The organism is Gordonia jacobaea, from assembly GCF_001186365.1.
Lineage (GTDB): Bacteria > Actinomycetota > Actinomycetes > Mycobacteriales > Mycobacteriaceae > Gordonia > Gordonia jacobaea.
Map to the genome: position 1 here is coordinate 320,894 of NZ_LDTZ01000013.1, position 26,111 is coordinate 347,004.

The 26,111-nt window shown below is 66.9% G+C and carries 18 protein-coding genes; 15 read left to right on the forward strand and 3 right to left on the reverse strand.

The genetic code is table 11. From position 1 onward, the window contains the following. Window positions 1–24: 24 nt before the first annotated feature. The 9 genes from ruvC (at window position 25) to ABW18_RS01645 (ending at window position 10,831) form a co-directional block, all read left to right on the forward strand. Window positions 25–642, forward strand: a complete 618-nt coding sequence (ruvC, locus tag ABW18_RS01605) for a crossover junction endodeoxyribonuclease RuvC (RefSeq protein ID WP_049697242.1) — start codon at window positions 25–27, stop codon at window positions 640–642. After that, the gene (ruvA, locus tag ABW18_RS01610) at window positions 639–1,232 is read left to right on the forward strand and encodes a Holliday junction branch migration protein RuvA (RefSeq protein ID WP_049697243.1); all 594 of its coding nucleotides are present in this window, start codon (window positions 639–641) and stop codon (window positions 1,230–1,232) included. Before ruvC ends, ruvA begins: the two co-directional genes overlap by 4 nt. Beyond that, window positions 1,232–2,314 carry a Holliday junction branch migration DNA helicase RuvB gene (gene ruvB / locus ABW18_RS01615; RefSeq protein ID WP_049697244.1) on the forward strand — a complete coding sequence of 361 codons (1,083 nt, stop codon included), beginning with the start codon at window positions 1,232–1,234 and terminating at the stop codon, window positions 2,312–2,314. The genes ruvA and ruvB overlap by 1 nt, the downstream gene beginning before the upstream one ends. Window positions 2,315–2,424: 110 nt before the next feature. Then, entirely contained in the window at window positions 2,425–2,880 is a 456-nt protein-coding gene (gene yajC / locus ABW18_RS01620) for a preprotein translocase subunit YajC (protein ID WP_049697245.1), read from the forward strand. 157 nt (window positions 2,881–3,037) lie between these two features. Further along, window positions 3,038–4,741, forward strand: a complete 1,704-nt coding sequence (gene secD, locus ABW18_RS01625) for a protein translocase subunit SecD (RefSeq protein WP_049697246.1) — start codon at window positions 3,038–3,040, stop codon at window positions 4,739–4,741. Next, window positions 4,738–5,940, forward strand: coding sequence for a protein translocase subunit SecF (gene secF / locus ABW18_RS01630; RefSeq protein WP_049697247.1), 1,203 nt, complete (start codon window positions 4,738–4,740; stop codon window positions 5,938–5,940). The genes secD and secF overlap by 4 nt, the downstream gene beginning before the upstream one ends. A 7-nt stretch (window positions 5,941–5,947) precedes the next feature. Further along, on the forward strand, window positions 5,948–7,627 hold the full coding sequence (locus tag ABW18_RS01635; RefSeq protein ID WP_200903192.1) for an ABC transporter substrate-binding protein: 1,680 nt from the start codon (window positions 5,948–5,950) through the stop codon (window positions 7,625–7,627). A gap of 4 nt (window positions 7,628–7,631) precedes the next feature. After that, window positions 7,632–8,225 (forward strand): adenine phosphoribosyltransferase, encoded by a 594-nt coding sequence (locus tag ABW18_RS01640; RefSeq protein ID WP_049697502.1) that lies wholly within the window; start codon window positions 7,632–7,634, stop codon window positions 8,223–8,225. Between the two features lie 176 nt (window positions 8,226–8,401). Continuing rightward, window positions 8,402–10,831, forward strand: a complete 2,430-nt coding sequence (locus tag ABW18_RS01645) for a RelA/SpoT family protein (protein ID WP_049697503.1) — start codon at window positions 8,402–8,404, stop codon at window positions 10,829–10,831. A 164-nt stretch (window positions 10,832–10,995) separates the two neighbouring features. On the opposite strand, the gene ABW18_RS01650 is transcribed toward ABW18_RS01645, so the two are convergent. Beyond that, window positions 10,996–11,940: a peptidylprolyl isomerase gene (locus ABW18_RS01650; RefSeq protein ID WP_049697248.1), complete on the reverse strand. Its 945-nt coding sequence runs from the start codon at window positions 11,938–11,940 to the stop codon at window positions 10,996–10,998. A 231-nt stretch (window positions 11,941–12,171) separates the two neighbouring features. Between ABW18_RS01650 and ABW18_RS01655 the strand changes: the two genes are divergently transcribed. Continuing rightward, a complete protein-coding gene (locus ABW18_RS01655; protein WP_049697249.1) occupies window positions 12,172–12,891 on the forward strand; it encodes an MBL fold metallo-hydrolase in 720 nt (239 codons plus the stop codon). After that, entirely contained in the window at window positions 12,888–14,153 is a 1,266-nt protein-coding gene (hisS, locus tag ABW18_RS01660) for a histidine--tRNA ligase (protein ID WP_049697250.1), read from the forward strand. The genes ABW18_RS01655 and hisS overlap by 4 nt, the downstream gene beginning before the upstream one ends. Here hisS and ABW18_RS01665 read toward each other — a convergent pair. Both ABW18_RS01665 and ypfJ read right to left on the reverse strand, forming a co-directional pair. Further along, window positions 14,134–15,804 (reverse strand): DUF885 domain-containing protein, encoded by a 1,671-nt coding sequence (locus tag ABW18_RS01665; protein WP_049697251.1) that lies wholly within the window; start codon window positions 15,802–15,804, stop codon window positions 14,134–14,136. The two genes, hisS and ABW18_RS01665, sit on opposite strands and share 20 nt — an antisense overlap. Further along, on the reverse strand, window positions 15,794–16,672 hold the full coding sequence (ypfJ, locus tag ABW18_RS01670; protein ID WP_049697504.1) for a KPN_02809 family neutral zinc metallopeptidase: 879 nt from the start codon (window positions 16,670–16,672) through the stop codon (window positions 15,794–15,796). The genes ABW18_RS01665 and ypfJ overlap by 11 nt, the downstream gene beginning before the upstream one ends. Window positions 16,673–16,856: 184 nt before the next feature. On the opposite strand from ypfJ, the gene aspS reads away from it, so the two are divergent. The 4 genes from aspS (at window position 16,857) to ABW18_RS01690 (ending at window position 25,944) form a co-directional block, all read left to right on the forward strand. Further along, window positions 16,857–18,689, forward strand: coding sequence for an aspartate--tRNA ligase (gene aspS / locus ABW18_RS01675; protein WP_049697252.1), 1,833 nt, complete (start codon window positions 16,857–16,859; stop codon window positions 18,687–18,689). 138 nt (window positions 18,690–18,827) lie between these two features. Then, the gene (locus tag ABW18_RS01680; RefSeq protein WP_049697253.1) at window positions 18,828–22,295 is read left to right on the forward strand and encodes a transglutaminase family protein; all 3,468 of its coding nucleotides are present in this window, start codon (window positions 18,828–18,830) and stop codon (window positions 22,293–22,295) included. Beyond that, window positions 22,292–25,033 (forward strand): circularly permuted type 2 ATP-grasp protein, encoded by a 2,742-nt coding sequence (locus tag ABW18_RS01685; protein WP_049697254.1) that lies wholly within the window; start codon window positions 22,292–22,294, stop codon window positions 25,031–25,033. Before ABW18_RS01680 ends, ABW18_RS01685 begins: the two co-directional genes overlap by 4 nt. Then, window positions 25,030–25,944, forward strand: coding sequence for a transglutaminase family protein (locus ABW18_RS01690; protein ID WP_049697255.1), 915 nt, complete (start codon window positions 25,030–25,032; stop codon window positions 25,942–25,944). The genes ABW18_RS01685 and ABW18_RS01690 overlap by 4 nt, the downstream gene beginning before the upstream one ends. Window positions 25,945–26,111: the final 167 nt, after the last annotated feature.

The window sequence follows — 26,111 nt, forward strand, 5'->3', positions numbered from 1 at the left end:
TTCGCTGCAATCCGAGGAGTACGTGTGCGAGTGATGGGCGTCGACCCGGGGCTGACGCGATGCGGTATTGCCCTCGTCGAGTCGGGTGCCGGTAGGCAGGTGACCGCGCTCGACGTCGACGTTGTCCGCACACCGACCGACATGGACCTCGAACGACGACTGCTCGCCGTGTACACCGCGGCCTCGCACTGGCTCGACACGCACCATCCCGACGTCGTCGCGATCGAGCGGGTATTCGCCCAGAACCAGGTTTCCACGGCGATGGGCACAGCGCAGGCCGGTGGTGTCATCGCGCTCGCCGCCGGTCAGCGCGAGATTCCCGTACGCTTCCACACCCCATCCGAGGTCAAAGCCGCGGTGACCGGCAGCGGCCGCGCCGACAAAGCGCAGGTCACCGCAATGGTCACCCGCATTCTCGGCATGCAGACCAAGCCGCGCCCAGCCGACGCCGCCGACGCTCTGGCTCTCGCGATCTGCCACTGTTGGCGAGGTCCGATGGCCGAGCGGATGATGGCCGCGCAGAAGCAGGCCGAGGCCGCGGCCGCCCGGCACCGTGAGAAGATCGCCGCTGCGCGCGAGCGCGCCGCCGACACTGCGCGTGAGCGCGCCGCCGGCGCAGCGCAGGGGAGGAGCGGAGCATGATCGCATCTGTTCGTGGGCCGGTCGTCGACGTCGCGCTCGACCATGTGGTGATCGATTGCGCCGGTGTCGGATACCGGGTTCTCGCCACGCCGTCGACGTTGTCGCGGATGCATCGGGGTGAAGAGTCGACCCTGCTGACCTCGATGATCGTGCGCGAGGACTCGATGACCCTTTACGGGTTCACCGAGCCCGACGCCAGAGCACTGTTCGCGCTGCTGCAGACCGTGACCGGTGTCGGGCCGCGCCTCGCGATGGCGACGTTGGCGGTTCTCGAACCCGAGGCGCTGCGCAGGGCACTGGCCGACTCCGACGTCAAGGCGCTCACCTCGGTACCCGGGATCGGCAAGCGTGTTGCCGAGCGACTCGTCGTCGAGCTTCGCGACAAGGTCGACCGTCCCGCGGCAGACGGACCGTCTGGTGTGAGCGTCGTGAGCGGCGGAGTACGTGATCAGGTCATCGAGGCGCTCGTCGGGCTCGGCTTCACCGCGGCGCCCGCGGAGAAGGCGGTCGTCGCGATTCTCGCGGAGACTCCCGATGCCGACGCATCGGCTGCCCTGCGGAAATCCCTTGCGCTGCTTGGGAAGTCGTAATGAGTTCAGACGAGCAACTCGAGCGCGAGGTGAACGCGACGCCGGTGCGGTCCGACGGCGACCTCGACGCTGGTCTGCGCCCGCGATCACTGGCCGACTTCATCGGGCAACCGCGCGTGTGCGAACAGCTCGAACTCGTTCTGCACGGAGCTCGTGGTCGGGGAGGGACGCCCGACCACATCCTGCTGTCCGGACCTCCAGGGCTGGGCAAGACCTCGTTGGCGATGATCATCGCGGCCGAGATGGGTGCCGCGATCAGGGTGACGTCGGGTCCGGCGCTCGAGCGGGCAGGCGATCTCGCGGCGATGCTGTCGAATCTGGTCGAGGGAGATGTGCTCTTCATCGACGAGATTCACCGCATCGCCCGCCCCGCCGAAGAGATGCTCTACCTCGCGATGGAGGACTTCCGAGTCGACGTCGTCGTGGGCAAGGGGCCGGGCGCGACGTCGATCCCGCTGGACGTCGCGCCGTTCACGCTGGTCGGCGCGACCACGAGGTCGGGGTCGCTGACCGGCCCGCTGCGCGACAGATTCGGGTTCACCGCCCACATGGAGTTCTACGAGACCGACGAGTTGGTGCGAGTGCTCCGCCGTTCTGCGGGCATTCTCGGCATTGATCTCGGCGGCGACGCGGCGTCGGAGATCGCGAGTCGGTCGCGCGGGACACCGCGTATCGCCAACCGGCTCCTACGTCGTGTGCGCGACTACGCGGAGGTACGCGGCGACGGAACAGTCACCGTCGACACCGCGCGCGCTGCGCTGGCCGTCTACGACGTCGACGAACTCGGTTTCGACCGGCTCGACCGTGCGGTGCTCAATGCGCTGATCAGGGCATTCGGTGGCGGGCCTGTCGGTGTGTCGACCCTGGCCGTTGCCGTTGGCGAGGAGCCCGCAACCGTCGAGGAGGTCTGCGAACCCTTCCTCGTGCGTGCGGGGATGATCGCGCGGACTCCGCGCGGTCGCGTGGCAACGGCTGCGGCGTGGCACCACCTCGGCTTGACGCCGCCGGCGGGTGCGCTGAACGCCACGTTCGGTGTGCGTCCGCGCGACGTCGACGGCGAATCGCTGTTCGACGACCTCTGACACCCAGGTAGTGAGCCAAAAATGTCCGAATTAGCGGCATGGCACACTAGAGGGAGTGCACAGCTACGGCGTGCAACCTCCACATTCAACGAAGGACTGATCGCTCTCTCATGGAATCTCTGCTTTTCCCGCTTCTGCTCGTGCTCCTCGCCGGCTTCATGTTCTTCTCCATGCGTAAGCAGAAGAAGCGCGCTGCCGAGCAGCAGGACATGCAGAACTCGATTCAGACCGGCACGCGCATCCAGCTCACCTCGGGCCTGTTCGGCACCATCATCGACGCCTCGTCGTCGGACTATGTCGATGTCGAGATCGCTACCGGAGTTGTCACACGCTGGAACCGCCTGGCGATCATGAAGGTCGTACCCACCGAGGATGCCGCGGCAACCTACGCCGGTTACGTCCCGCCGAGCGCACCGCTCACCGCGGATGGTGACGAGTTCTCGACCATCGACGGCAGTGTGAACTACGACGGCATCTCCAGCCACGATGATGTCCGTGACGCCGACGACGTAGACGTCGACCTGCGTAAGGATCAGGGCGGAAGCAGCCCCGACTCGGACAAGTAACGCATCTGGTCTGAGCAGCACTGCTGGCGCGTCACACGGCCCGGTGGGGTCGTGTGAACGCGTCAGGGCTGATCAGTAGAGTGGCGTGCGGCCGTATGGCCCATCAGTACAGTGGCCTGCGGCCATCTGACGCGCGCTGAAGGAGATCGAGTACAACGTGACCACCCCTCGCCGGGCGACAGAGGCGTCGACCAACACACGAGGATCGTCGACCAAGACACGAGGGTCGTCGACCACAAAGCCAGCGAAGAAGCGGCGGTCGCCAGCGCGCGAGATCCCGCCGTGGCGTCCGCTGACGGTCTTCTTCGCGCTGCTTGCGGTGATCTACGCGCTCATCTTCTTCACCGGCGGCGGCTCACCGGAGCCGAAGCTTGGTATCGATCTCCAGGGCGGCACCCGTGTGACCCTGACGGCGCGCACCGAGTCGGGTACCCCGCCAACGCGTGAACAACTCGACCAGGCCAAGCAGATCATCGAGCAGCGCGTCAATGGCCTCGGTGTCTCGGGATCCGAGGTCGTCGTCAACGGCAACAACCTGATCATCACGGTTCCCGGTCAGGATGGTGCACAGGCCAAGACTCTCGGCCAGACCGCGCGTCTGTTCGTGCGTCCCGTGGTCGAGGTGCAGGCGGCCACGCCGCAGCCGAAGAAGGACCAGGCGGCGCAGCCGACCGACCAGCAGCCCGCCGACCAGGCCGCCAAGGCGATCGAGGAGCAGCGCAAGCTGCGTCAGGTTCCCGCTGGTGCGAACACCGACGGGCTCAAGGCCTACATGTCCAAGATGGACTGCTCGACCGGCGCCAACGATCCACTTCTCGGTAACGACCTCTCCGATCAGTACCTCGTGGCGTGTGCGGAGGACGGCAAGCAGGTCTACCTGCTCGCACCCCAGATCATCGACGGTCGAGACATCAGTTCTGCGAGTTCGGGATCCAATCAGCAGACCGGTGCGTGGACGGTCTACCTCGACTTCAAGCCCGATGCGGCGCAGACCTGGAGCGAGTTCACCGCCAAGAACATCGGCAACACCACGGCGTTCGTGCTCGACAGCCGTGTCGTGTCGGCCGCGACGATCAACTCGCAGATCTCCGGCGGCAAGACCGAGATCACCGGATCGTTCAGCGAAGCCGAGGCCAGCGACCTCGCCAACGTGCTGAAGTACGGCTCGCTGCCACTCTCGTTCAAGACGTCCGACGCCGAGACGGTCTCGGCAACGCTGGGTCTGCAGTCGTTGCGTGCGGGTCTGATCGCAGGCCTGATCGGTCTGATCGCGGTCTTCATCTACGCCCTCGCGTACTACCGCGCGCTCGGCTTCCTGACCATCTTGTCGCTGATCCTGGCCGGCGCCGCGGTCTACGGAATCATCGTGCTGCTCGGCCGATGGATCGGGTTCACGCTCGACCTCGCGGGCATCGCGGGTCTGATCATCGGTATCGGTATGACCGCCGACTCGTTCGTCGTCTACTTCGAACGCATCAAGGACGAGATGCGTGAGGGACGAAGTTTCCGGTCGGCTGTGCCGCGTGGCTGGGCCAGCGCCCGCCGGACCATCTGGTCGGGCAACGCGGTCAGCTTCATCGCCGCTGCCGTGATCTACACGCTCGCGATCGGTGAGGTCCGAGGATTCGCGTTCACGTTGGGTCTCACGACCATCCTCGACGTCGTCGTGGTCTTCCTCGTCACCCATCCGCTCGTCGTGCTCGCCAGCAGAAACGACTTCCTCTCGCGGCCGAATATCAACGGACTCGGCGCGGTGAGCGAGGTGGCGCGGCAACGTCGTCAGGGCACGAGCAAAGCAGATCGGGCAGCCGCAGAGCGCACCGACAACGAGCAGACCGTCGCAGAAGGAACGTCGAAATGACAACCACCAACGACACGCGCGACGGCTCGACGTCGGCTCCGTCTGCCGGAAGTGACGCCGATTTCGTCGCCGACACCAACAGGTCGTTCCTGTCTCGGCTCTACACCGGTACCGGTGCATTCGAGATCGTCGGACGCAGGCGCATGTGGTACCTGGTGAGCCTGGCGATCGTGGTCATCTGCGTCGCATCCATCGCGATCCGGGGTTTCTCCTTCGGTATCGACTTCGAAGGTGGAACGCAGGTCTCCATCCCCGTCACGCAGGGTGTGACGAGCCAGTCTGTCGAAGACGTCACCACCAAGGCTCTCGGCAGCGCGCCCGATTCGGTCCAAACCGCGGGTTCTGGCGCGGCCCAGACCGTGCAGGTGCGCACCGACACGCTGACGGTGCAGCAGGCGTCGACGCTGACCCAAGCGCTCACGGACCGCTTCGGTCCCGAACTCACCAACGGTGATGTGAGCATCTCCGAGGTGAGTTCGACCTGGGGTAAAGAGATCACGGAGAAGATGCTCATCGCGCTCGCGGTGTTCCTCGTGATCGTCTTCGTCTACATCGCCATCCGCTTCGACAGGGAGATGTCGGTGGCGGCACTCGCCTCGCTGCTGTTCGACATCGTCGTGACGGCGGGTATCTACTCACTCGTCGGGTTCGAGGTCACTCCGGCAACGGTGATCGGTCTGCTCACCATTCTCGGCTTCTCGCTCTACGACACCGTCGTCGTGTTCGACAAGGTCGGTGAGAACACCCGGTCGGTCTTGCAGACGACACGTCGGACGTACGCCGAGCAGGCCAACCTTGCGATCAACCAGACCCTCATGCGGTCGATCAACACGACGGTCATCTCCGTGCTGCCGATCATCGCGCTGATGGTGATCGCCGTGTGGTTGCTCGGAGTCGGCACGCTCAAGGACCTCGGACTGATCCAGTTGGTCGGCGTGGTCGTCGGTACCTACTCGTCGATCTTCCTCGCGGCCCCGCTACTGGTCACGCTCAAGGAACGTCGTTCCGACATCAAGAAGCACACCGCGCGTGTGCTGGCGCGGCGCGGCGCCGTCGAGGCGGGTGAAGACGTCAGCGCAGCAGACCGTCCGGTTCGCGGACGTTCGAGTGCGGCGTCGAGCACACGGAGTGCTCGCGCTGCAATGGATGCGGGGGAGGAGCCACAGGCTCCGACCGGCAAGCGTCGACGTTCCCGATAGGCGCCCCGTGACCTCAGCGCGCAGCACGAAAGTGCTCGCCATGGTGTTGGCGGGCCTCGTCATGGTCGGGGTCGTCGCCGCGTGCGGCGACGACCCACCGCCGACGCTCGACTACCTCACCGACGCGCGGTTGAGCACCGCCAACGCGAACACCGCTGCGGGCAACGCCGACGGCGCGCTGATGCTGACCGGCCGAGTGCTCCCTGGTTTCAGTTACCTCGGGGCGTCGGGTCAGGTGACGCCCGACCGTGACATCGGCACGGTCAGTGTGCAGGCCGGGCCGGTACAGACGTTGACCTACCAGTTCACCCCCGACGCCGCGTTCTCCGACGGCACACCCCTCGACTGCGACGATCTGGTCCTGGCATGGACAGCGATGAGCGGACGGTATCCAGAGTTCGGGGCCGCGACCACCGCCGGCTACCGCGACATCGAGGCGGTCGACTGTGAGGCGGGTGCCAAGGCGGCGACGGTGACCTTCAAGCGCGGTCGCGATTACCGTGACTGGCTCTCGCTGTTCGGCGCGGGCACGCTCATGCCCGCGCAGGTGGTTGGCCGCGTCGCGGGCGTCGCCGATGCGCTGACGTCGATCAGATCGGCCGACCGGGCCGCGATCAGGAAGCTCGCGAGGGCGTGGACATCGGCGTTCGAGCTGCGAGCGGGCGGCGGTGCCGACAACGTACCGTCGTCGGGTCCCTACGAGATCTCCGAGATCACCGAGGCGGGCGTCCTGCTCGTCCCCAACCCGAAGTGGTGGGGAGACGCTCCGAAGGTGTCCAGGATCCTCGTGCACGGCAGGTCAGACTCGGCCCGCCTCATCACGGGCAACTCGTACAGCGTCGCCGACGTCACCGCAGGCCTGACCGACGGCGACGCCAAACGCAGCGACCAGAACGCCACAGGGCAGGTGCAAGCCCCGGATGCGCCCGGACGCGCACTGGGCGTCGAGGAAGTGGTGCTCTCGCGGCGCGGCGTCTTCTCCGACGTGGGTGTTCGACGGGCGTTCGCCAGTTGCGTGCCCCGGGATGCGCTGACGCGCACATTCGGGCAGGGCGCGCAGCTCTGGAACCTCCGGACGCTCGCGCCTGCGGACCGCCTAGCGGCAGCGATCAACGGCGAGTTCGGTCAGGGATACCTACGCGCGAACACCGCCAAGGCGCGCGAACTTCTCGCCGGAGCGGGTCAGGAGTCCGGCGTCCGGGTGCGCATCGGCTACCTCGCGCCGGGCGATCGCCAACGACAGATGGTCGCAGCGATTGCCGACTCCTGCCGCGCGGCAGGAATCGCGGTCACCGACGTGTCGTCGCCGCAGTTCGATATCAGCGATCTCGGAAAGACTGCTGACGCGGTGTTGGTGGTCAATGGAACGTCGTTCTCCGCGGCAGGCGCGGCCGATCCGAGTCGAGATGCGTACCAGTTGTTCGACGGAGATCCGTTGGACATCAACGACTTCGATGATCAGGCGGTCTCCGAAGCCATCGCCGCCCGCAGCGTCGGGGCACTCGGAAGCGAACACCTGGGCCTTGTCCGGACGATCGAGGGCGCGGCGTGGGCGGATGTGCCGTCGATTCCGTTGTTCGCTGCTCCGCGGGTTCGGCGATGGAATGATCGAGTCGACAACGTGGTGGCCGGACTCGGCCGCAATGGAACGGGATGGAACATGGATCGGTGGGTAAGTGGTGAGTGAGCGCGTGAGCAGCGGGCACACGAGCAGTGGTTCCGACGAGGTCACGCGTGAGGCGGTCCTACGGGCACGAGCTGCGATCGCCGAGCACGAACGCACGGTTCCCGACTTTCCCAAGCCGGGCATCCTCTTTCGCGACCTGACCCCGGTCCTTGCCGACACGGAGGGTTTCTCGTCGATCGTGACCGCGCTGACGCATGGCTGTTCCGGCGTCGACCTCGTCGCAGGCATCGACGCCCGCGGTTTCCTCGTCGGTGGTGCCGTCGCACAAGAGTTGGAGGTCGGCATCCTGGCTGTCCGTAAGGGCGGCAAGCTGCCCCCACCGGTCTACGGCGTCGACTACGACCTCGAATACGGCACGGGTCGGCTGGAGATCCCGGCGAGCGGCATCGACATCACCGGGCGACGCGTGCTGATCGTCGACGACGTCCTCGCGACGGGCGGGACCGCTGTCGCGGCGTCGAAACTCATGGGTCTGGCGGGTGCCTCGGTTGTCGGGGTCGCGGTGATCATGGAGCTCGCCGATCTCGGCGGGCGTGCGCGGATCGCTGCCGAACTCGGGCCTGATGTGAGCCTGCACGCGATCACCGACGACCGCTGAGCTGCATCGGTCTCGCAGCGCGCGCCGCGCCGGGCGTCGGGGCCGGATTAGACTCGTCGCATACGGTGTTGAATTCTTCGGAATTTTGTTCACATCGGTGAATATCAGCGTGTCGGCACGGCGTGGCTCGTCGAACGGACACACCGGGAGAAGACGCACCGGGAGAAGGAGGCAGCATGGCGAATGAGACCGAGGCGGCCGTCGCACGTGAGCGGGTCACGCCGACCGCCCCCGCAGCGGAAGAGGTCCGTACCGCAGAAGACGCCCGTGCCGCTGCTCCCGCCCCGGTGAGTGCGCCCGATGGCAATCGGGCCGCCGAGCCCGCGTCGCCCGCCGACACCACCCACGCCTCAGCCTCGCGGCGGGTTCGCGCCCGCCTTGCACGGCGGATGACCGCGACCCGCAGTTCGGTCCGCCCGGTGCTCGAACCACTGGTCACCCTGCATCGGGAGATTTACCCCAAGGCCGACATCGCGCTTCTGCAGCGTGCCTACGATGTCGCCGACGAGCGTCATCGTGGTCAGAACCGGAAGTCGGGCGATCCGTACATCACCCATCCCCTCGCGGTCGCGACGATTCTCGCCGATCTCGGGATGGACACCACCACGCTCGTCGCCGCCTTGTTGCACGACACCGTCGAGGACACCGGTTACACCCTTGAGGCGCTCGAGAGTGAGTTCGGCGCCGAGGTCGCCCATCTCGTCGACGGCGTGACCAAGCTCGACAAGGTCGCGCTCGGTAGTGCCGCTGAAGCCGAGACGATCCGCAAGATGATCATCGCGATGGCCCGCGATCCGCGGGTGCTCGTGATCAAGGTCGCCGACCGCCTCCACAACATGCGCACGATGCGTTTCCTGCCGCCGGAGAAGCAGGCGCGCAAGGCTCGCGAGACGCTGGAAGTCATTGCGCCACTTGCTCATCGGCTCGGCATGGCGACGGTGAAGTGGGAGCTCGAAGACCTCTCGTTCGCGATTCTGCACCCCAAGCGCTACGAAGAGATCGTGCGGCTTGTAGCCGACCGCGCGCCCTCGCGTGACACCTATCTCGCCCGTGTACGCGCCGACATCAACAACGCGCTGTCGTCGGCCAAGATCACCGCGACGGTCGAGGGCAGGCCCAAGCACTACTGGTCGATCTATCAGAAGATGATCGTCAAGGGTCGCGACTTCGACGACATCCACGACCTCGTCGGCATGCGCATCCTGTGCGACGACGTGCGCGACTGCTACGCCGCAGTCGGCGTCGTGCATTCGCTGTGGCAGCCGATGGCCGGGCGTTTCAAGGACTACATCGCTCAGCCGAGGTTCGGCGTGTACCAGTCGCTGCACACCACGGTCATCGGGCCGGAGGGCAAGCCCCTCGAAATCCAGATCCGCACCAACGACATGCACCGCACCGCCGAATTCGGTATCGCCGCGCATTGGCGATACAAGGAGGGCGGCTACCGGGATCGCAAGGGGCGCAAGTCCGATACGACCGAGATCGACGACATGGCGTGGATGCGCCAGCTTCTCGATTGGCAACGAGAAGCCGCCGACCCCGGCGAGTTCCTCGAGTCGCTGCGTTACGACCTCGCGGTCAAGGAGATCTTCGTCTTCACGCCCAAGGGCGACGTCATCACTCTGCCCGCGGGCTCGACGCCCGTCGACTTCGCCTACGCGGTGCACACCGAGGTTGGGCACCGATGTATCGGTGCTCGGGTCAACGGCCGACTCGTCGCGCTCGAACGCGAACTCGAGAACGGCGAAGTCGTCGAGGTGTTCACCTCCAAGGCTCCCAACGCCGGACCGAGCAAGGACTGGCAGAACTTCGTCGTCTCGCCGCGCGCGAAGGCCAAGATCCGTCAGTGGTTCGCCAAAGAGCGTCGTGAAGAGGCGCTGGAAACCGGCAAGGACGCCATCGCCAAGGAGGTTCGACGAGGCGGGCTGCCGTTGCAGCGCCTGATGAGCGCCGAGTCGATGGCCGCGATCGCCAAGGAACTGCGCTACGCCGACGTCAGCGCGCTGTACACGGCTGTCGGCGAGAACCATGTGTCCGCACGGCACGTCGTGAATCGGCTCGTCTCGTCCCTCGGTGGCATCGACGACGCCGCGGAGGAGATCGCCGAGCGATCGACACTGTCGACGATGCCGTCGCGGACCAGGGCCGGCGGCGATGCCGGTGTCGTCATCGAGGGCGTCGACAACGTCCTCATCAAGCTCGCGAAGTGTTGCACACCGGTTCCCGGAGACGACATCCTCGGCTTCATCACGCGCGGCGGGGGTGTCAGCGTGCACCGCACCGACTGCACCAACGCGGGTGAACTGCGCCGCCAGGACGAACGAATCATCCCCGTGACCTGGGCGCCGTCGCCCGAGTCGGTGTTCCTTGTCGCCATCCAGGTGGAGGCCCTCGACCGACATCGGCTGCTGTCGGACGTGACCAAGGTGCTCGCCGACGAGAAGGTGAACATCCTGTCGGCGTCGGTGACCACCAGCCGCGACCGCGTCGCGGTCAGCAAGTTCACGTTCGAGATGGGCGACCCCAAGCATCTCGGTCACGTACTGAACGTCGTGCGCAACGTCGAGGGCGTGTACGACGTCTACCGCGTGACCTCCGCGGCGTAGCCGCGCACAGTCGGCGTTCTAAAGCGCCCACTCGGCGGTCTGGGGCGCCCACTCGGCGGTCTGGGGCGCACAGTCGGGCGTATGGAGCGCCCAGTCGACGCAAAGAAGCGCCCAGTCGACGGGTTGTCCCGTCGACTGGGCGCTTCCTCGCGTCGAGTGTGCGTTTAGTCCAGGTCTCCGCCGGTGATCTTGGCCGTGGTGATCTCCACCGGGAGCTTGGGCTTGCCGTCGTTGGTCTCTCCCGACGGTCCGGGGGTCACGCCGCCTGCGGCGACCTTGTCGAGCACCTTGAGGCCCTCGGGGTCGACCTTGCCGACCACCGAGTAGTCGGCCGGGAGCTGACTGTCGGAGATGACGAGGAAGAACTGGCTCGAGCCGGTGTTGCTGCTCTGGCCGCCCTGGTTGCTGTTGGCGATCGCGATGGTGCCGCGGGGGTAGACCACCGACTGCTGGCCGGTCATCTGGTTGGCCTGTCCCGCCGGCTTGAGGTTGGTCGGCGGCTCGTCGGGACTGCTCCAACCCGGACCGCCGGCACCCGTTCCGGTGGGATCACCGCACTGCAGCACCTTGAGCGCCTCGCTCGTGGTCATGCGGTGGCACGGGGTGTCGTCGTAGTACTTGTCGCCGATGAGCGAAACGATCGCGCCCGTGTTGCACGGTGCCGAGGCTCGGGTCAGCGTGATCGGAATCGCGCCCTGGGACGTGTCGAACACCGCCGAGACGTCGCCGGACTTCAGTTGCCGGTCACCGGGTTTGGGGGCAGTCCGCTTCTTGGGGATGCCCTCGTTGATCATCTTGTTCATCTCAGCCGCGTACTTGCGGTATTCCTCGTGCTGCTCCGCTGGCACGCCCTGTGGCGGGTCGGTGGGGATCGGCTTGAGGCGGTCGGGCTGATCCTGGTACTCACACGACGTCCACCGGGCGGCCTCGCGGTCGTCGAGGACCTTCTTCACGATGAGCGTGGTCGCGGTGGCCACGACCGCAACCACCACCACCGTCGAGATCGATGCGATGAGGATGCGCCGACGCTTGCGATCCTGACGCTCGCGTTCGAGTCTGTCCTCAAGCTTCCGCTTGGCGGCTTCGCGGCGTTCCTCGTTGGTGGTCACGCTGGTGAACCCTCCTGAGACGTCTGTCGGTGCGGATGAACACGGCGCGTTCGAAACACGGTGCGCTCGAAACACGGCTGTATCGACACGCAAGTGTGCCAGGACACCCTGAGAGTTCCCCAGGCAGGTGTACCGGAGTGTCGTCGAGTGCTGTTCTCGCGTGCGCCAGAATGGAGTGTCAGGAGCGACGCGTCATCGGCGCCCGCGTCATGTCGAAGCCGAGGAGAGCACATGCTGATCACCGGATTCCCCGCCGGGATGTTCCAGACCAACTGCTACATCGTGGCACCCGAGCCGGGTGGCGAGGCGGTCGTCATCGACCCGGGTCAGGAAGCGGCCGGCAAGGTCGCCGAGATTCTCGCCGAGCATGACCTGACCCCGGTTGCGGTGTTGCTGACCCACGGACACCTCGATCACACCTGGAACGCCGCGGATGTCTGCGACGCACACGGGATTCCCGCCTACATCCACCCGGCAGACCGCCCGATGCTCGCCGACCCGGCGGTCGGCCTCGGCAGTGCACTCGGCGCGATGATCGGGCCGTTGACCTTCCGTGAGCCGGAGAAGGTCATCGAGTTCGTCGACGGTGAGCCGATCGAGGTGGCGGGAATCGGATTCGACGTCGATCTCGCCCCCGGCCACACCCAGGGATCGGTCCTACTCACCACCGACGTACCGGTCGTCGACGATGCAGGTCAGGAGACCAGCATCAAAGTGTGCTTCTCCGGTGACGTACTCTTTGCGGGGTCCATCGGACGCACCGATCTGCCCGGCGGCAACCACCGGCAGCTGCTCGAATCGATCGAGTCGAAGCTCCTCGTGTTGCCCGACCAGACCCAGGTGTTGCCCGGCCACGGGCCACAGACCTCGATCGGGCAGGAACGCGCGACGAACCCGTTCCTGACGGAGCTGGGGGAGTCGAGCCGACAGAAGGGAAGCAGGAGACTGTGAGCGCCGACTTCGTCGCACCGAAGGGCATCCCCGACTACTACCCGCCCGCGTCGGCCGATTTCCGACGCGTCCGCGACACGTTCACCGACGCCGCTCGGCGGGCCGGATACGGACACATCGAACTGCCGATCTTCGAGGACACCGGCCTGTTCGCCAGAGGCGTCGGCGAGTCGACCGACGTGGTCAGCAAGGAGATGTACACCTTCGAAGATCGCGGCGGTCGGTCGGTCACGCTGCGTCCCGAGGGCACCGCCGGAGTTGTTCGCGCGGTCATCGAACACGGTCTCGACCGCGGACAACTCCCCGTCAAGCTCTGCTACGCGGGTCCGTTCTTCCGCTACGAACGCCCACAGGCGGGCCGCTACCGCCAACTGCAGCAGGTCGGGGTGGAGGCGATCGGCGTCGACGACCCCGCGCTCGACGCCGAGGTCATCGCGATCGCCGACGAGGGATATCGACGGCTCGGACTGTCGGGATTCCGGCTGGAGATCACCTCACTCGGCGACGACTCCTGCCGCCCCGCATACCGCGAGGCGCTGCAGGAGTTCCTGGGCGGACTCGACCTCGACGAGGCGACACGTCAACGCGCACAGATCAATCCGCTACGCGTGCTCGACGACAAGCGCCCCGATATCCGCGAGGCCACCGCCGACGCACCGCTCATGCTCGACTACCTGTCCGACGACGCACGCGGCCACTTCGAGAGCGTGCTGTCGCATCTGCGCCAGCTCGGCGTCCCGTATGTGATCAACCCGCGCCTGGTCCGCGGCCTGGACTACTACACCAAGACGACGTTCGAATTCGTCCACGACGGTCTCGGCGCGCAGTCGGGGATCGGTGGCGGCGGTCGGTACGACGGCCTGATGCGTCAGCTCGGCAGCAAGCAGGATCTCTCGGGAATCGGCTACGGACTCGGCGTCGACCGGACGATGCTCGCTCTCGAGGCCGAGGGCATCGCCCACGTCGACGCGGCGCGGTGTCAGGTGTTCGGGGTGCCTCTCGGCACCGACGCCAAAGCCGAATTGGTCAGTATCGCAGGACAACTGCGTGCTGCGGGTGTCAGCGTCGACCTCGCCTACGGCGACCGCGGACTCAAGGGCGCGATGAAGGCCGCGGATCGGTCCGGCGCGAAGCTGGCGCTGGTGCTCGGCGACCGCGAACTCGCCGAGGGCACCATCGAGGTCAAGAACCTGACCAACGGCGAGCAGCACAAGACATCGCTGGAGGGCGTCGTCGCAGAGGTCAGCCAGCTGCTGGCCTGAGGGTCATCTCCTCGCGCAGGACGTCGAGGCTGACGCCGCCGAGCGCGAGGGCGTTGGTGTGGAAGTCCTTGAGCGTCCACTCGGGATGACGGGTCAGTGCCTGTGTCCGGCACTGTTCCCAGACGCGTTGTCCCAGAGCATAACTCGGTGCCTGTCCGGCCCATCCGAGGTAGCGGTCGAGCTCGAAGCGCAGCACCGCCCGATCCATCGCCACCGACGCGGTGAGAAATTGCCACGCCTTCTCGGCATCCCACGTGCCGCCCCCGACGGATGCGGGTGCGGCCTTGCGGCAGTGGACGCCAATGTCGACGACGACCCGCGCCGCGCGTAGGCGCTGCGAGTCGAGCATGCCCATCCGGTCGCCGGGGTCGTCGAGCCACCCGAGCTCGCTCATCAACCGCTCGGCGCAGAGCGCCCAGCCCTCGCCGTGTCCCGAGGTGAACGACGCGAGCTTGCGCCAGGTGTTGAGGTCCGGATCGACGATCGCGGCGCCGAGCTGCAGGTGATGCCCCGGCACGCCCTCGTGGTAGACGGTCGTCTTCTCCTGCCAGGTGTGGAAGACGGTCTGTTCCGGCGGTACCGCCCACCACATCCGTCCGGGTCGGGAGAGGTCGGCGCTTGGCTGCGTGTAGTAGATGATTCCGGTCGACGACGGCGCCAGCCGACATTCGAGTCGGGTGAGACGGTCCGGAATGTCGAAGTGCGTGCCGGCGAGGCCGTCGACCGCCGCGTCGGAGGTCTGCTGCATCCACGCGAGAAACGACGCGCGGTCGTGGATCTGGTATTGCGGTGCGGCGTCGAGGAATTCGAGTGCCTCGGCGACGCTCGCGCCGGGCACGAGGTCCGCGGCGATGGCCTGCTGTTCGGCGGTGATGGCGTCGAGGTGACCGAGCGCCCAGTCGTAGGCCTCGTCGGGATCGGCGTCAGTGCCGAGGTAGTACGGCAACCGGAGGAGATACCTGTCGCGTCCGATGGCGTCGTCGGGGTCGGCGGAGTCGAGGACCGTCGACCTCAGGAGTGCGGCCAGGGCGTCGAACGCGGCACCCGCGCCGTCGAGGGCGCCGGCCAGGTCGACGGCGAGTGCGTCGTCGGAGGCGATCGGCGTGGTGTTCTGTGCGATCGCCGCGCGCGCCCCGTCGGCTTGTGCGGCAACCAGTTCGACCTGTCGTCGTGCGAGCGCGGGTCCGACGTCGCGGCGGTGTTCGAGTCCGACGATGACGCTGTCGATCGCTGCCGGGATCGCGCTGATCCGCGCCACCATGTCGGCGCGCTGTTCAGCAGTGTCGGTGGGCATGAGGTCGAAGATGTCGCGAATCGCTTGCAGCGGTGAGGCAATCACGTTGCACTCGCCGGTCAATTCGCCTGCGTCGGCGAGTGCGAGTTCGCGATTGAGCCCCGCTCGCATGGTGGCGATCGTGACCCTGTCGACGTGGTCGGTGGGCGACGCGGCGTCCAGCTGTGCGAGCGTCGAACGCACCAGAGCGGCCCGTTCGTCGACGGCATCCGGGGAGAAGTCGGTCAGCAGCCGGTCGTGGCCTGCGAGGCCGTACTCGGTGGCGAGGATCGGGTCGAGTGCGGCACTACGCGCCAGATGGTCGTCGGCGATCGCGTCGACGGGTGTCGGTGTGCGCCTGATGGTCTCAGAGGTCATTGGTGGAGAAGGTGTCGCACTGACGTGGGTCGCCGTTCTTGTATCCGATGGAGAACCAACGGACCCGCTGATCGGCCGAGCCGTGCGTCCAGCCCTCGGGATTGGAATTCGCGCCCTGGATGGTGTCGTCGCCGATGGCCTTCGCGGTCTGGATGACCGAGTTGATCTGATCGGAGGTGAGCGGTTCCAGCATCGCGTCGCTGCCCTTGTCTGCGTGATACGCCCACACACCCGCGTAGCAGTCTGCCTGCAATTCGACGCGGACCGAACCCGACTTGGGTCCGCTGGAACCGAGTTGCTGCCCCTTCTGCAGTGCCCCGGTCAGGTTCTGCACGTGGTGGCCGTACTCGTGTGCGACGACGTACTCCTGGGCCAGCGGACCATCGCTGCCACCCATTTGTTTGAGCTGGTTGAAGAACGTCGGGTCGAAGTAGGCGGTCTTGTCGACGGGGCAGTAGAACGGTCCGGTCGCCGAGGTTGCGGCGCCGCAACCGGTATCGACGGAATTGCTGAAGATGACGGTCTTCGGTGGAGTGTAGCCCTTCATGAGGTCCGACCACACCCTGTTGATGCTGATGGTCGTGGCCTTGATGCGGCAGATGTCGTCGGTGTTGGCCTTCTCGATGGTGCACTGGGCCAGGTGTTCGTCGATCTCGCTCGCGGAGGTGCTCGACGCACCTCCGGTTGTCGACGAGGTGCCGAGGATCTGGCCGGGATTGATGCCGAGGAAGAGTGCGATCAGCGTGACGATCAGTCCGGCACCGCCGCCGAGCGCGATACGGCCACCGCCTCCGCCGCCGAAACCACCGCCACCCCCGCCGCCGGACACGTTGCTGTTGTCCAGCCCCCCGCTGCCTTGGAACGTCATGCAGGTCAGGCTACCGGCGAGGACGTCCCGATACGGGTGAACCACGCCCAACAATCACGTCTCGGAATGGTGCGAGGGCGGCGGGTTCGGCGTGGGCGGGATACCACTCGGCGACGGCGGGCGCGCCCTCCGTAGGATTGAGCGCGAGATTTCCGAGCTCGTACGTCCACCAGGAAGGACTCCAGTGCTTCGCACGCATTTCGCCGGTTCGCTGCGCCGCGCCGACGCGTCGCAGACCGTCACCGTCGCCGGGTGGGTTGCGCGTCGCCGCGACCACGGCGGCGTCGTGTTCATCGATCTGCGTGACAGCTCCGGGCTGGTGCAGGTCGTCTTCCGTGAAGAGGCTGTCGCCGAGAAGGCACACCGGCTCCGCGCGGAGTACGTCGTGAAGGTCACCGGCCTCGTCGAGGAACGTCCCGCCGGAAGCGAGAACCCGAACCTGCCGTCGGGCGAGATCGAGATCAACGCGACCGAACTCGAGGTGCTCAACGAGTCGGCGCCGCTGCCGTTCCAGCTCGACGAGAGCCCCGGCGAGGAAGCGCGGCTGCGCTACCGCTATATCGATCTGCGTCGCGAAGGACCCGCTGCGGCAATCCGCCTGCGCTCGAAGGCGAATGCTGCGGCTCGCGGAGTGCTCGCCGCTCACGATTTCGTCGAGATCGAGACGCCGACGCTGACCCGCTCGACGCCCGAGGGTGCACGCGACTTCCTCGTGCCCGCGCGTCTGCAGCCGGGAACGTTCTACGCCCTGCCGCAGAGCCCGCAGCTGTTCAAGCAGCTCCTCATGGTCGCCGGCATGGAGCGCTACTACCAGATCGCTCGTGCCTACCGGGATGAGGATTTCCGCGCCGATCGCCAGCCGGAGTTCACCCAGCTCGACATCGAGATGAGCTTTGTCGACGAGGACGACGTCATCGCGCTCGCCGAGGAGATCCTCGTGGCGCTGTGGCGGCTCATCGGCGTCGAGGTCACCACACCGATCCCGCGGATGACGTACGCCGATGCGATGCGTCGATTCGGTTCGGACAAGCCGGATCTGCGTTTCGGGATCGAGCTCGTCGAGTGCACGGAGTACTTCGCCAACACGCCCTTCCGCGTGTTCCAGGCGCCCTACGTCGGCGCGGTCGTCATGGAGGGCGGGGCGTCGCAGCCGCGTCGCACCCTCGACGCCTGGCAGGAGTGGGCCAAGCAGCGCGGCGCCAAGGGCCTGGCATATGTGCTCGTCGGCGAGGACGGCACCCTCGGTGGTCCGGTCGCCAAGAACCTCTCCGACGCCGAGCGGGACGGTCTCGCCGCACATGTCGGCGCCAAGCCCGGCGACTGTGTCTTCTTCGCTGCGGGCCCGGCCAAGGCGCAGCGCGCACTGCTCGGTGCCGCGCGCAGCGAGATCGCCGTCCGCCTCGGACTGATTCCTGCCCCCGGCGAACCCGTCGACCCGTCGACCGCCGCCTGGGCGTTCACCTGGATCGTCGACGCTCCACTGTTCGAGCCGGCAGACGACGCGACGGCGTCGGGCGATGTCGCCGTCGGCTCCGGCGCATGGACCGCGGTGCACCACGCGTTCACCTCGCCCAAACCGGAGTCGCTCGACGGCCTCGAATCCGATCCGGGCAACGCACTGGCCTATGCCTACGACATCGTGTGCAACGGCAACGAGATCGGCGGCGGATCGATCCGTATCCACCGTCGCGACATCCAGGAACGCGTGTTCGCGATCATGGGTATCGACCACGACGAGGCGCAGGAGAAGTTCGGCTTCCTGCTCGACGCCTTCGCCTACGGTGCGCCGCCGCACGGCGGGATCGCATTCGGATGGGACCGCATCACCGCACTGCTCGCGGGTGAGAGTTCGATCCGTGAGGTCATCGCCTTCCCGAAATCGGGTGGTGGCGTGGATCCGCTCACCGACGCGCCCGCACCGATCACCGCTGCGCAGCGCAAGGAGTCGGGCATCGACGCCAAGCCGAAGCCCAAGGGCGGCGAGTCCGACCAGGGTGCTGCGAAACCGGCGAGCTGAACGGCCGACGATTGTCCGCGTGACACATGTCGCACACGGGTGCGTGGGGGACCGCACGTCGGGCGCACGGGCGCTATCTGTGCTGAGATTTCTACCCATGGGGACGTATCTGCTCGACGACCTCCGGGAGGATGACCGGTGACAATCAAGGTGGCGCTCGAACACCGCACTGCGTATGCGTTCGATCGGCCTGTCAAGATCTATCCGCACGTGGTGCGGCTGCGTCCTGCACCGCACTCACGCACCCCCATCGAGGCGTATTCGCTCGCGGTGGAACCCGCGGGACACTTCTTGAACTGGCAGCAGGACGCGTTCAGCAATTACCAAGCGCGCCTTGTGTTTCCGGAACCCTCGACGACTCTGTCGATCACGGTGAGTCTCGTCGCCGACCTCACGGCCATCAATCCCTTCGACTTCTTCATCGAGGACTGGGCCGAGGACTACGGCTTCGACTACCCCGACGAACTGCGCGAAGACCTCGAGATCTACCTCCGACCGGTCGGGGTCACCGAGGGGGAGTTCGCCGGGGCGCCGGTGCATCCCGCCATCGCCGAGTTCGCGGCCGAACACAAGCCGACGTCGTCGACACGCATCATCGACTTCCTCGTCGCGCTCAATCAGGCCGTCCGCGACGCCGTCGGGTACACCGTCCGGCTCGAACAGGGCGTGCAGACGCCGGAGTACACACTCGCCAGTGCCATCGGTTCATGCCGCGACTCCGCGTGGCTGCTGGTGGCGCTCCTGCGCGAGCTGGGATTGGCGGCGCGCTTCGTCTCCGGCTACCTGGTGCAGCTCACCTCGGATATCAAGTCGCTCGACGGTCCGTCCGGGCCCACCGCCGATTTCACCGACCTGCACGCATGGACAGAGGTCTACCTGCCGGGAGCGGGCTGGGTGGGCATGGACCCGACGTCGGGCCTGTTCGCCGGAGAGGGCCACATCCCGCTCGCCGCGACGCCGACGCCCGGCGGTGCTGCCCCGATCACCGGCGCAACCGGTCCGTGCCACGCGACGCTCGACTTCTCCAACACGGTCACCCGCTTCCACGAGGATCCGCGGGTCACCCTGCCGTACACGGAGTCGCAGTGGGAGCGGGTCGTCGAACTCGGTGCGGCGGTCGACAAGAAGATGGCAGACAACGACGTCCGACTCACGATGGGCGGTGAGCCGACGTTCGTCTCCCTGGACAACCAGACCGATCCGGAATGGACGACCGACGCCGACGGTCCGCACAAGCGGGAGTTGGCGTCGAAGCTCGCCGCTCGTCTCGCCGACGACTACGCGCCGACCGGCCTCGTGCAGCGCAGCCAGGGTAAGTGGTACCCGGGAGAGCCGCTGCCGCGCTGGCAGATCGCCGTCATGTGGCGGGCAGACGGCCAACCGATCTGGCGTCGACGAGACCTCTTGGCCGACCCCTGGGCGACGCGCGCACAGGCCGCTGGGGCGATGGCACTCGAGGCGTCGGGACCGAAACCGGGCTCGGGCGGCGATCCCGCTGCCGAAAAGTTGTTGTCCGCGTTCGCATCCGCGTTGGGTCTGCCCGGCTCACAGGTGATGCCCGCCTTCGAGGACCCGCTGGTGCGGATGCGCGAGTTGTCGGCGCTCCCGCCCGGCGATCCGGGATCCGACCCGACGCTGCCTGCCGCGCGAGCCGCGGCATGGGCAGCTGCTGCCGCCGAAGTCGTCGACGCCGACGCCGACATCGAGCCCGCCGACGATTCGACGAAGGCGCGGCGTGAACTGCTCGAATCGCTCGACGCATCGATCACCGATCCGACGGCGTTCGTCCTGCCCCTGAGCCGCTCCGAAGACAAGACGGCGTGGCAGAGCGCGCGGTGGACGACGCGACGTGGGCGTCTGGTGCTGACGCCCGGCACGTCTCCCGCGGGACTGCGTCTTCCGCTGAACTCGCTCTCGTGGGGACCCGCGCCGGTCCTGTACGAGGCCGACCCGTCTGTCCGCGCCGACCCGTTGCCCGACGACGTCGCGGACTCGTTGGGCCGCACCGTGACCGACGTCGACCCGACGGCCTTCGTGCCACGCACCGCACTGGTCGCGGAGAAGCGCGGCGACACCCTGTACGTGTTCCTACCGCCGACGGCAGAGCTCGAGGAGTATCTGGCGATCGTCGAGATGATCGAGAACGCGGCCGCCGAGATCGACACACCGGTGGTCATCGAGGGCTACGGAGCCCCCGCGGACGCCCGCCTCGTCACGTTGACCGTCACACCGGACCCGGGTGTCATCGAGGTCAACGTTCAGCCGACGAGCAGCTTCGCCGAGCAGACCGAGCTGCTCGACTCGCTCTACGAGCACGCACGCCACGCCAGGCTTGGCACGGAGACGTTCGATCTCGACGGCAGCCACGGAGGCACCGGCGGCGGCAACCACATCACCCTCGGCGGATCGACGCCCGCGGATTCACCGCTGTTGCGTCGACCGGATCTGCTGGTGTCGATGCTGACCTACTGGCAGCGCCATCCGTCGTTGTCGTACCTGTTCAGCGGCAAGTTCATCGGAACGACATCGCAGGCACCCCGCGCGGACGAGGGTCGCGACTCCGCGCTCTACGAGATGGAGATCGCGTTCGCCGAGATCGACAGGCTCGCGGTGAAGGGCGAACCGGCGCGCGGTGCCGACGCCCCACCGAATCCGTGGGTCACCGACCGGGCGTTGCGGCACCTACTCACCGACATCACCGGCAATACGCATCGAGCCGAGTTCTGCATCGACAAGCTCTACAGTCCCGACTCCGCGCGCGGCAGGCTCGGACTGCTCGAACTGCGCGGCTTCGAGATGCCGCCGCATCACCGGATGGCGATGGTGCAGTCGTTGCTCGTCCGCTCGCTGGTGTCGTGGTTCTGGGAAAAGCCCTACCGCAGCAGGCTCATCCACCACGGCGCCGACCTGCACGGCAAACACCTTCTGCCGTACTACGTCATCGCCGATATCGCGCAGGTGGCAGAGGAACTGCGCGAGGCGGGGTATCCGTTCGACACCGCATGGCTCGACCCGTTCACGGAGTTCCGCTTCCCGCGGCTGGGAACCGTCGCGATCCGCGAGTACGAGGTCGAACTGCGCGGGGCGATCGAACCGTGGAACACCCTCGGCGAGGAGTCGACGGGGACGGGAACCGCGCGCTACGTCGACTCGTCGATCGAGCGGGTGCAGGTGCGTGTGCAAGGTGCCGACGACGACCGATTCGTTTTGACCTGCAACGGTTATCCGATCCCGCTGACGAGCACCGGCAGGCCCGGTGAACGCGTGGCAGGCATCCGGTTCAGGGCGTGGCAGCCGCCGAGCGCGCTGCACCCGACCATCAGCATCGACACCCCGCTGACCTTCGACCTCGTCGACACGCTCGCGGGCCGATCCGTCGGCGGCGCGACCTACCACATCGTGCATCCGGGTGGCCGTGCCTACGACCGCCCGCCGGTCAACGCGGTCGAGGCGGAGTCGCGCCGAAACGGTCGGTTCGAGGCGGCAGGGCACACCAGTGGCTCGGTCGACGTCGGACTGCTCCGGGAGCGCGTCGCCCGCATGGCCACCGACAGTGGGGTCCCGGCGATCCTCGATCTGCGTCGGGCACGTACAGTTCTTCGGTGACTGTTTCAGCGGGCGGCGGTGTGCCCGCGGTGTTCGACAGGTACCGATCCGACGGTTACACGCTGTTCGATCTCGGGCAGCTCAATTCGGGCGGTGCCGCACCTGCTGCCGCACGCAACCACTACGACGAAGTGCTCGATTCCGCGGGCGCTGTTCGTCCTGCCTGGGACGAGCTCGTCGCAGGCTACGCGCTGCGCGGCGACGACCGACTGCAGGCGTCGGCCGCGCGCCTGGCGTCGGCGGTCTCGGACGAAGGTGTCGTCTACAACCAGGTCGACGGCACCACGACGATCCCGCGGCCCTGGCTGCTCGACGCCGTCCCGCTGATCGTCGACGGCGTCGAATGGGCCGAGCTGGAGAAGGCGATCACCCAGCGGTCCATGCTGCTCGATCTCATCCTGCGTGACATCTACCGCGACCAGAAGACCATCAATGCGGGGCTGATACCTCCGGAGATGGTCTTCGGACATCCCGGCTACGTGCGCAAAGCCGCTCGGCTCGAGGTCGCGGGACCGCACGCGCTGTTCCTACACGCACTCGACCTCGGACGCCTATCCGACGGCTCGTTCGCCGTGTACGGCGACCGGACACAGGCGCCGTCTGGTGTCGGGTTCGCCATCGCCGACCGGCGACTGATCTCCCGGACGTTCCCGCAACTATTCCAGCGCTGCGCGCCACGCCCGATGGCGACGTTCGCGGGCACCCTCCGACTGGCGTTGACCGACTACGCCCCGCCGGGAGTCGACGACCCGACCGTCGCGGTGTTCAGCCCAGGCAGCATGTCGGAGACCTTCTTCGACCAGGCGTACCTGGCGTCCGTGCTGGGCTTCCCGCTGGTCGAGGGTGCCGACCTGACGGTGCGCGACGGCGCGGTCTACATGCGTTCGCTCGGCAAGTACAAGCGCGTCGACGTGCTGCTGCGCCGCGTCGACGCCTCCTTCTGTGACCCGCTCGACCTGCGGACCAACTCGCGTCTGGGCGTCGCGGGACTCGTCGAGGCCATCTCGCGTGGAAACATCACCGTCGTCAACACCCTCGGCAGTGGTGTGCTGGAGAATCCGGCATTGAACGCCGTCCTCCACAAGGTCGCGCCGATGCTCATCGACGAGGAACTCGCTCTCGGATCGGTGCCGACCTATTGGGCCGGCGACGATTCGGCACGGTCGAAGATCGTGTCGTCGCTCGACTCGCTCGTCCTCACGAACTTCCGTACCGGCGAGGAGTTCGTCGGTCCCGCAACGAATTCCGCGACCCGTGACGTATTGCGCTCACGGATCGACGCCGAGGCCTGGCAGTGGGTCGGCCGCGAGGTCGAGGCGTACTCGGTCGCGCCGAGCCTGACCGAGGCGGCGTTGCCCGCGCAGGGACGCGGCACTCTGCGTGCCGCACCCGTCTCCGTGCGCGCGTTCTCGGTCGCGCAGGGTCCCACCTACGCGGTGATGCCGGGCGGCCTCGGTTCGGTCCTGGCCGACGGAGTTGTCGGCGCATCGCTGGCATCGGTCGCCGCCAAGGACATCTGGGTGACCAATCCCGATGTGGGAGGACATGTTTCGCGGCGTACGGAGCTCCGCGGCGAACCCGACGACGAGGTCGCCATCATCGCGCGACCGGCGTCGACCGGCTACTCCGACATCGCGGCCGCCGCGAGCCCGCGCGTCCTCGCCGACATGTTCTGGTTCGGCCGGTACGGCGAGCGCACCGAGTCGGTCACGCGGCTGGCCAAGGTCGCGCGTGAGCGCTACCAGGACTTCCAGTACCGGCCGTGGATGTCGGGCACCGCTGCGGTGCCGCTGTTCTTGCACGCGGTCGCCGAGGTGACCGGAACCACCGGCCTTCTCGGTACGGGGGAGACCTTGCTCGACGACGATTCGTCACTCTCGTCGATCGAGCAGGTCAACACCGCGATCGTGAAGATCGCCGAACTGACCGTCAATCGGTACACGCAGGGCACCATCGCGCACTCGACCGAACGCCTCGTCGCCACCGCCAGGGCCGTCCGCGACCAGATGTCGACGAGTACGTGGATGGTGTTGACCCCGATGGAGCGCGCGCTGGAGGCGATGACACGCCAGATCGAGCGCGCCCGCGACGACGTCGGGGCGGGCACGGGGGTGTTCGGCGACGCAGCACTCGACCTCGGACCCGATCTGGCCCGTACGCACGAGCACATCCTGCACGGCGCTCTCGCGCTGTCCGGTCTGCAGGCCGAATCGATGGTGCACGACGCCGCCTGGCTGCTCATGGATCTCGGTAGGCGTATCGAGCGGGTGATCACGCTCGCCGACCTCACCCGCGCGCTGTTCGAGTACGAGCACCCGCTGGACATGGAACAGACCCTGTTGGAGTCGTACCTGAGCGCCACCGAGTCGTCGGTCATCTACCGTCGACGCAACCGTGGTCTCTACCGTGCCGAGGCCGTCGCCGAGCTGCTGATGTTCGACGAGACCAACCCGCGCGCGATGATCTACCAGCTCGCCAAGATGCACGACGATCTGACGTCGCTGCCCGAGGCGTTGCGCTCGGCTGCTGCTGAGCGCGCGGTCGAGGAGATGACAGCGGAATTGCGTCGCTGCGACCCGGCCGATCTGAGTAGCGTCGACGGATACGGCAAGCGCGCCGACCTCGTCGAACTGACAAGCACTCTGCGCGACCGCGCACGGGCGTTGTCCGATCTGCTCAACCGCACGCGGTTCGCTCCGCCTCGTACCGCGCAACCGATCTGGGGAGGTCAGCTGTGACGACACCCGACGAGACGCCCGCAACGCGCAAGTACCGCGTCTTCCACCGCACCTGCTACACCTACGACGACGAGGTGTCGTCGTCGTACGGCCGGTGCTATCTGACCCCGCGCGACCTCCCGTATCAGCGTGTCCGTGAAACCGAGACGGTGATCTCGCCCGAGCCTGCCGACCGGTCTGTCGGTGTGGACGTCTACGGCAACATCGACGCGTACTTCCATGTCCGCACCGCGCACCGGGCCCTGGAGGTGACCACGACGTCGATCGTCGAGGTCGACCCCATCGACCAAGGACTCGTGCACAGCGTCGCCGCACGGGCGCCGTGGGAGGACGCTCGACCGGCTGTCACGGGCGCTGTTCTCGTCGACGAGTTCGTTCTCGATCTCGACCCACCGGAGATCACGCCCGCGGTGCGCGACTACGCCGCAGCGGTCTTCACGCCGGGTCGTCCGCTCGTCGACGCGATCATCGACCTGACGTCGCGCATCTTCTCCGACTTCACCTACCGCTCCGGATCGACGGCGATCAGCACGCGCGTCGATACTGTGCTCGAACGTCGGATGGGCGTCTGTCAGGACTTCGCCCGCGTGGCCATCGCCTGCCTACGGTCGGTGGGACTCGCGGCGCGCTACGAGTCCGGCTACCTCGCGACCGACCCGCCCCCCGGTACCGAGCGCATCTTCGGCGCCGATGCCAGCCATGCGTGGGCCGCGGTCTGGTTGCCCGGTGATCGGTGGCTGGCCTTCGATCCGACGAACAACAAACTCGTCGACGAACGTCATGTCACCGTCGCGTGGGGTCGTGACTACGACGACGTCCCGCCGCTGCGTGGCGTGATCTACACCGACGCGTCGAAGAGCGAGATCGAGGTCTCGGTCGATGTCAGTCCCTTGTCAGAGGTGATTACGTGAGTGCTGCGCGAGGCAGCCGAGCGGGGCCGGGTCGGTCGAAAAGCCGTCGTCGCAACGAATTGTTGTCTTTTGCGACGCAAAAGGATCTCGCGAACGAAAACTGCAGGTCGAAGCCGTGCCGTGCAGTTCGCTCTTCAAGTCAGTCGCATAACCCGGTGACGCGTGTC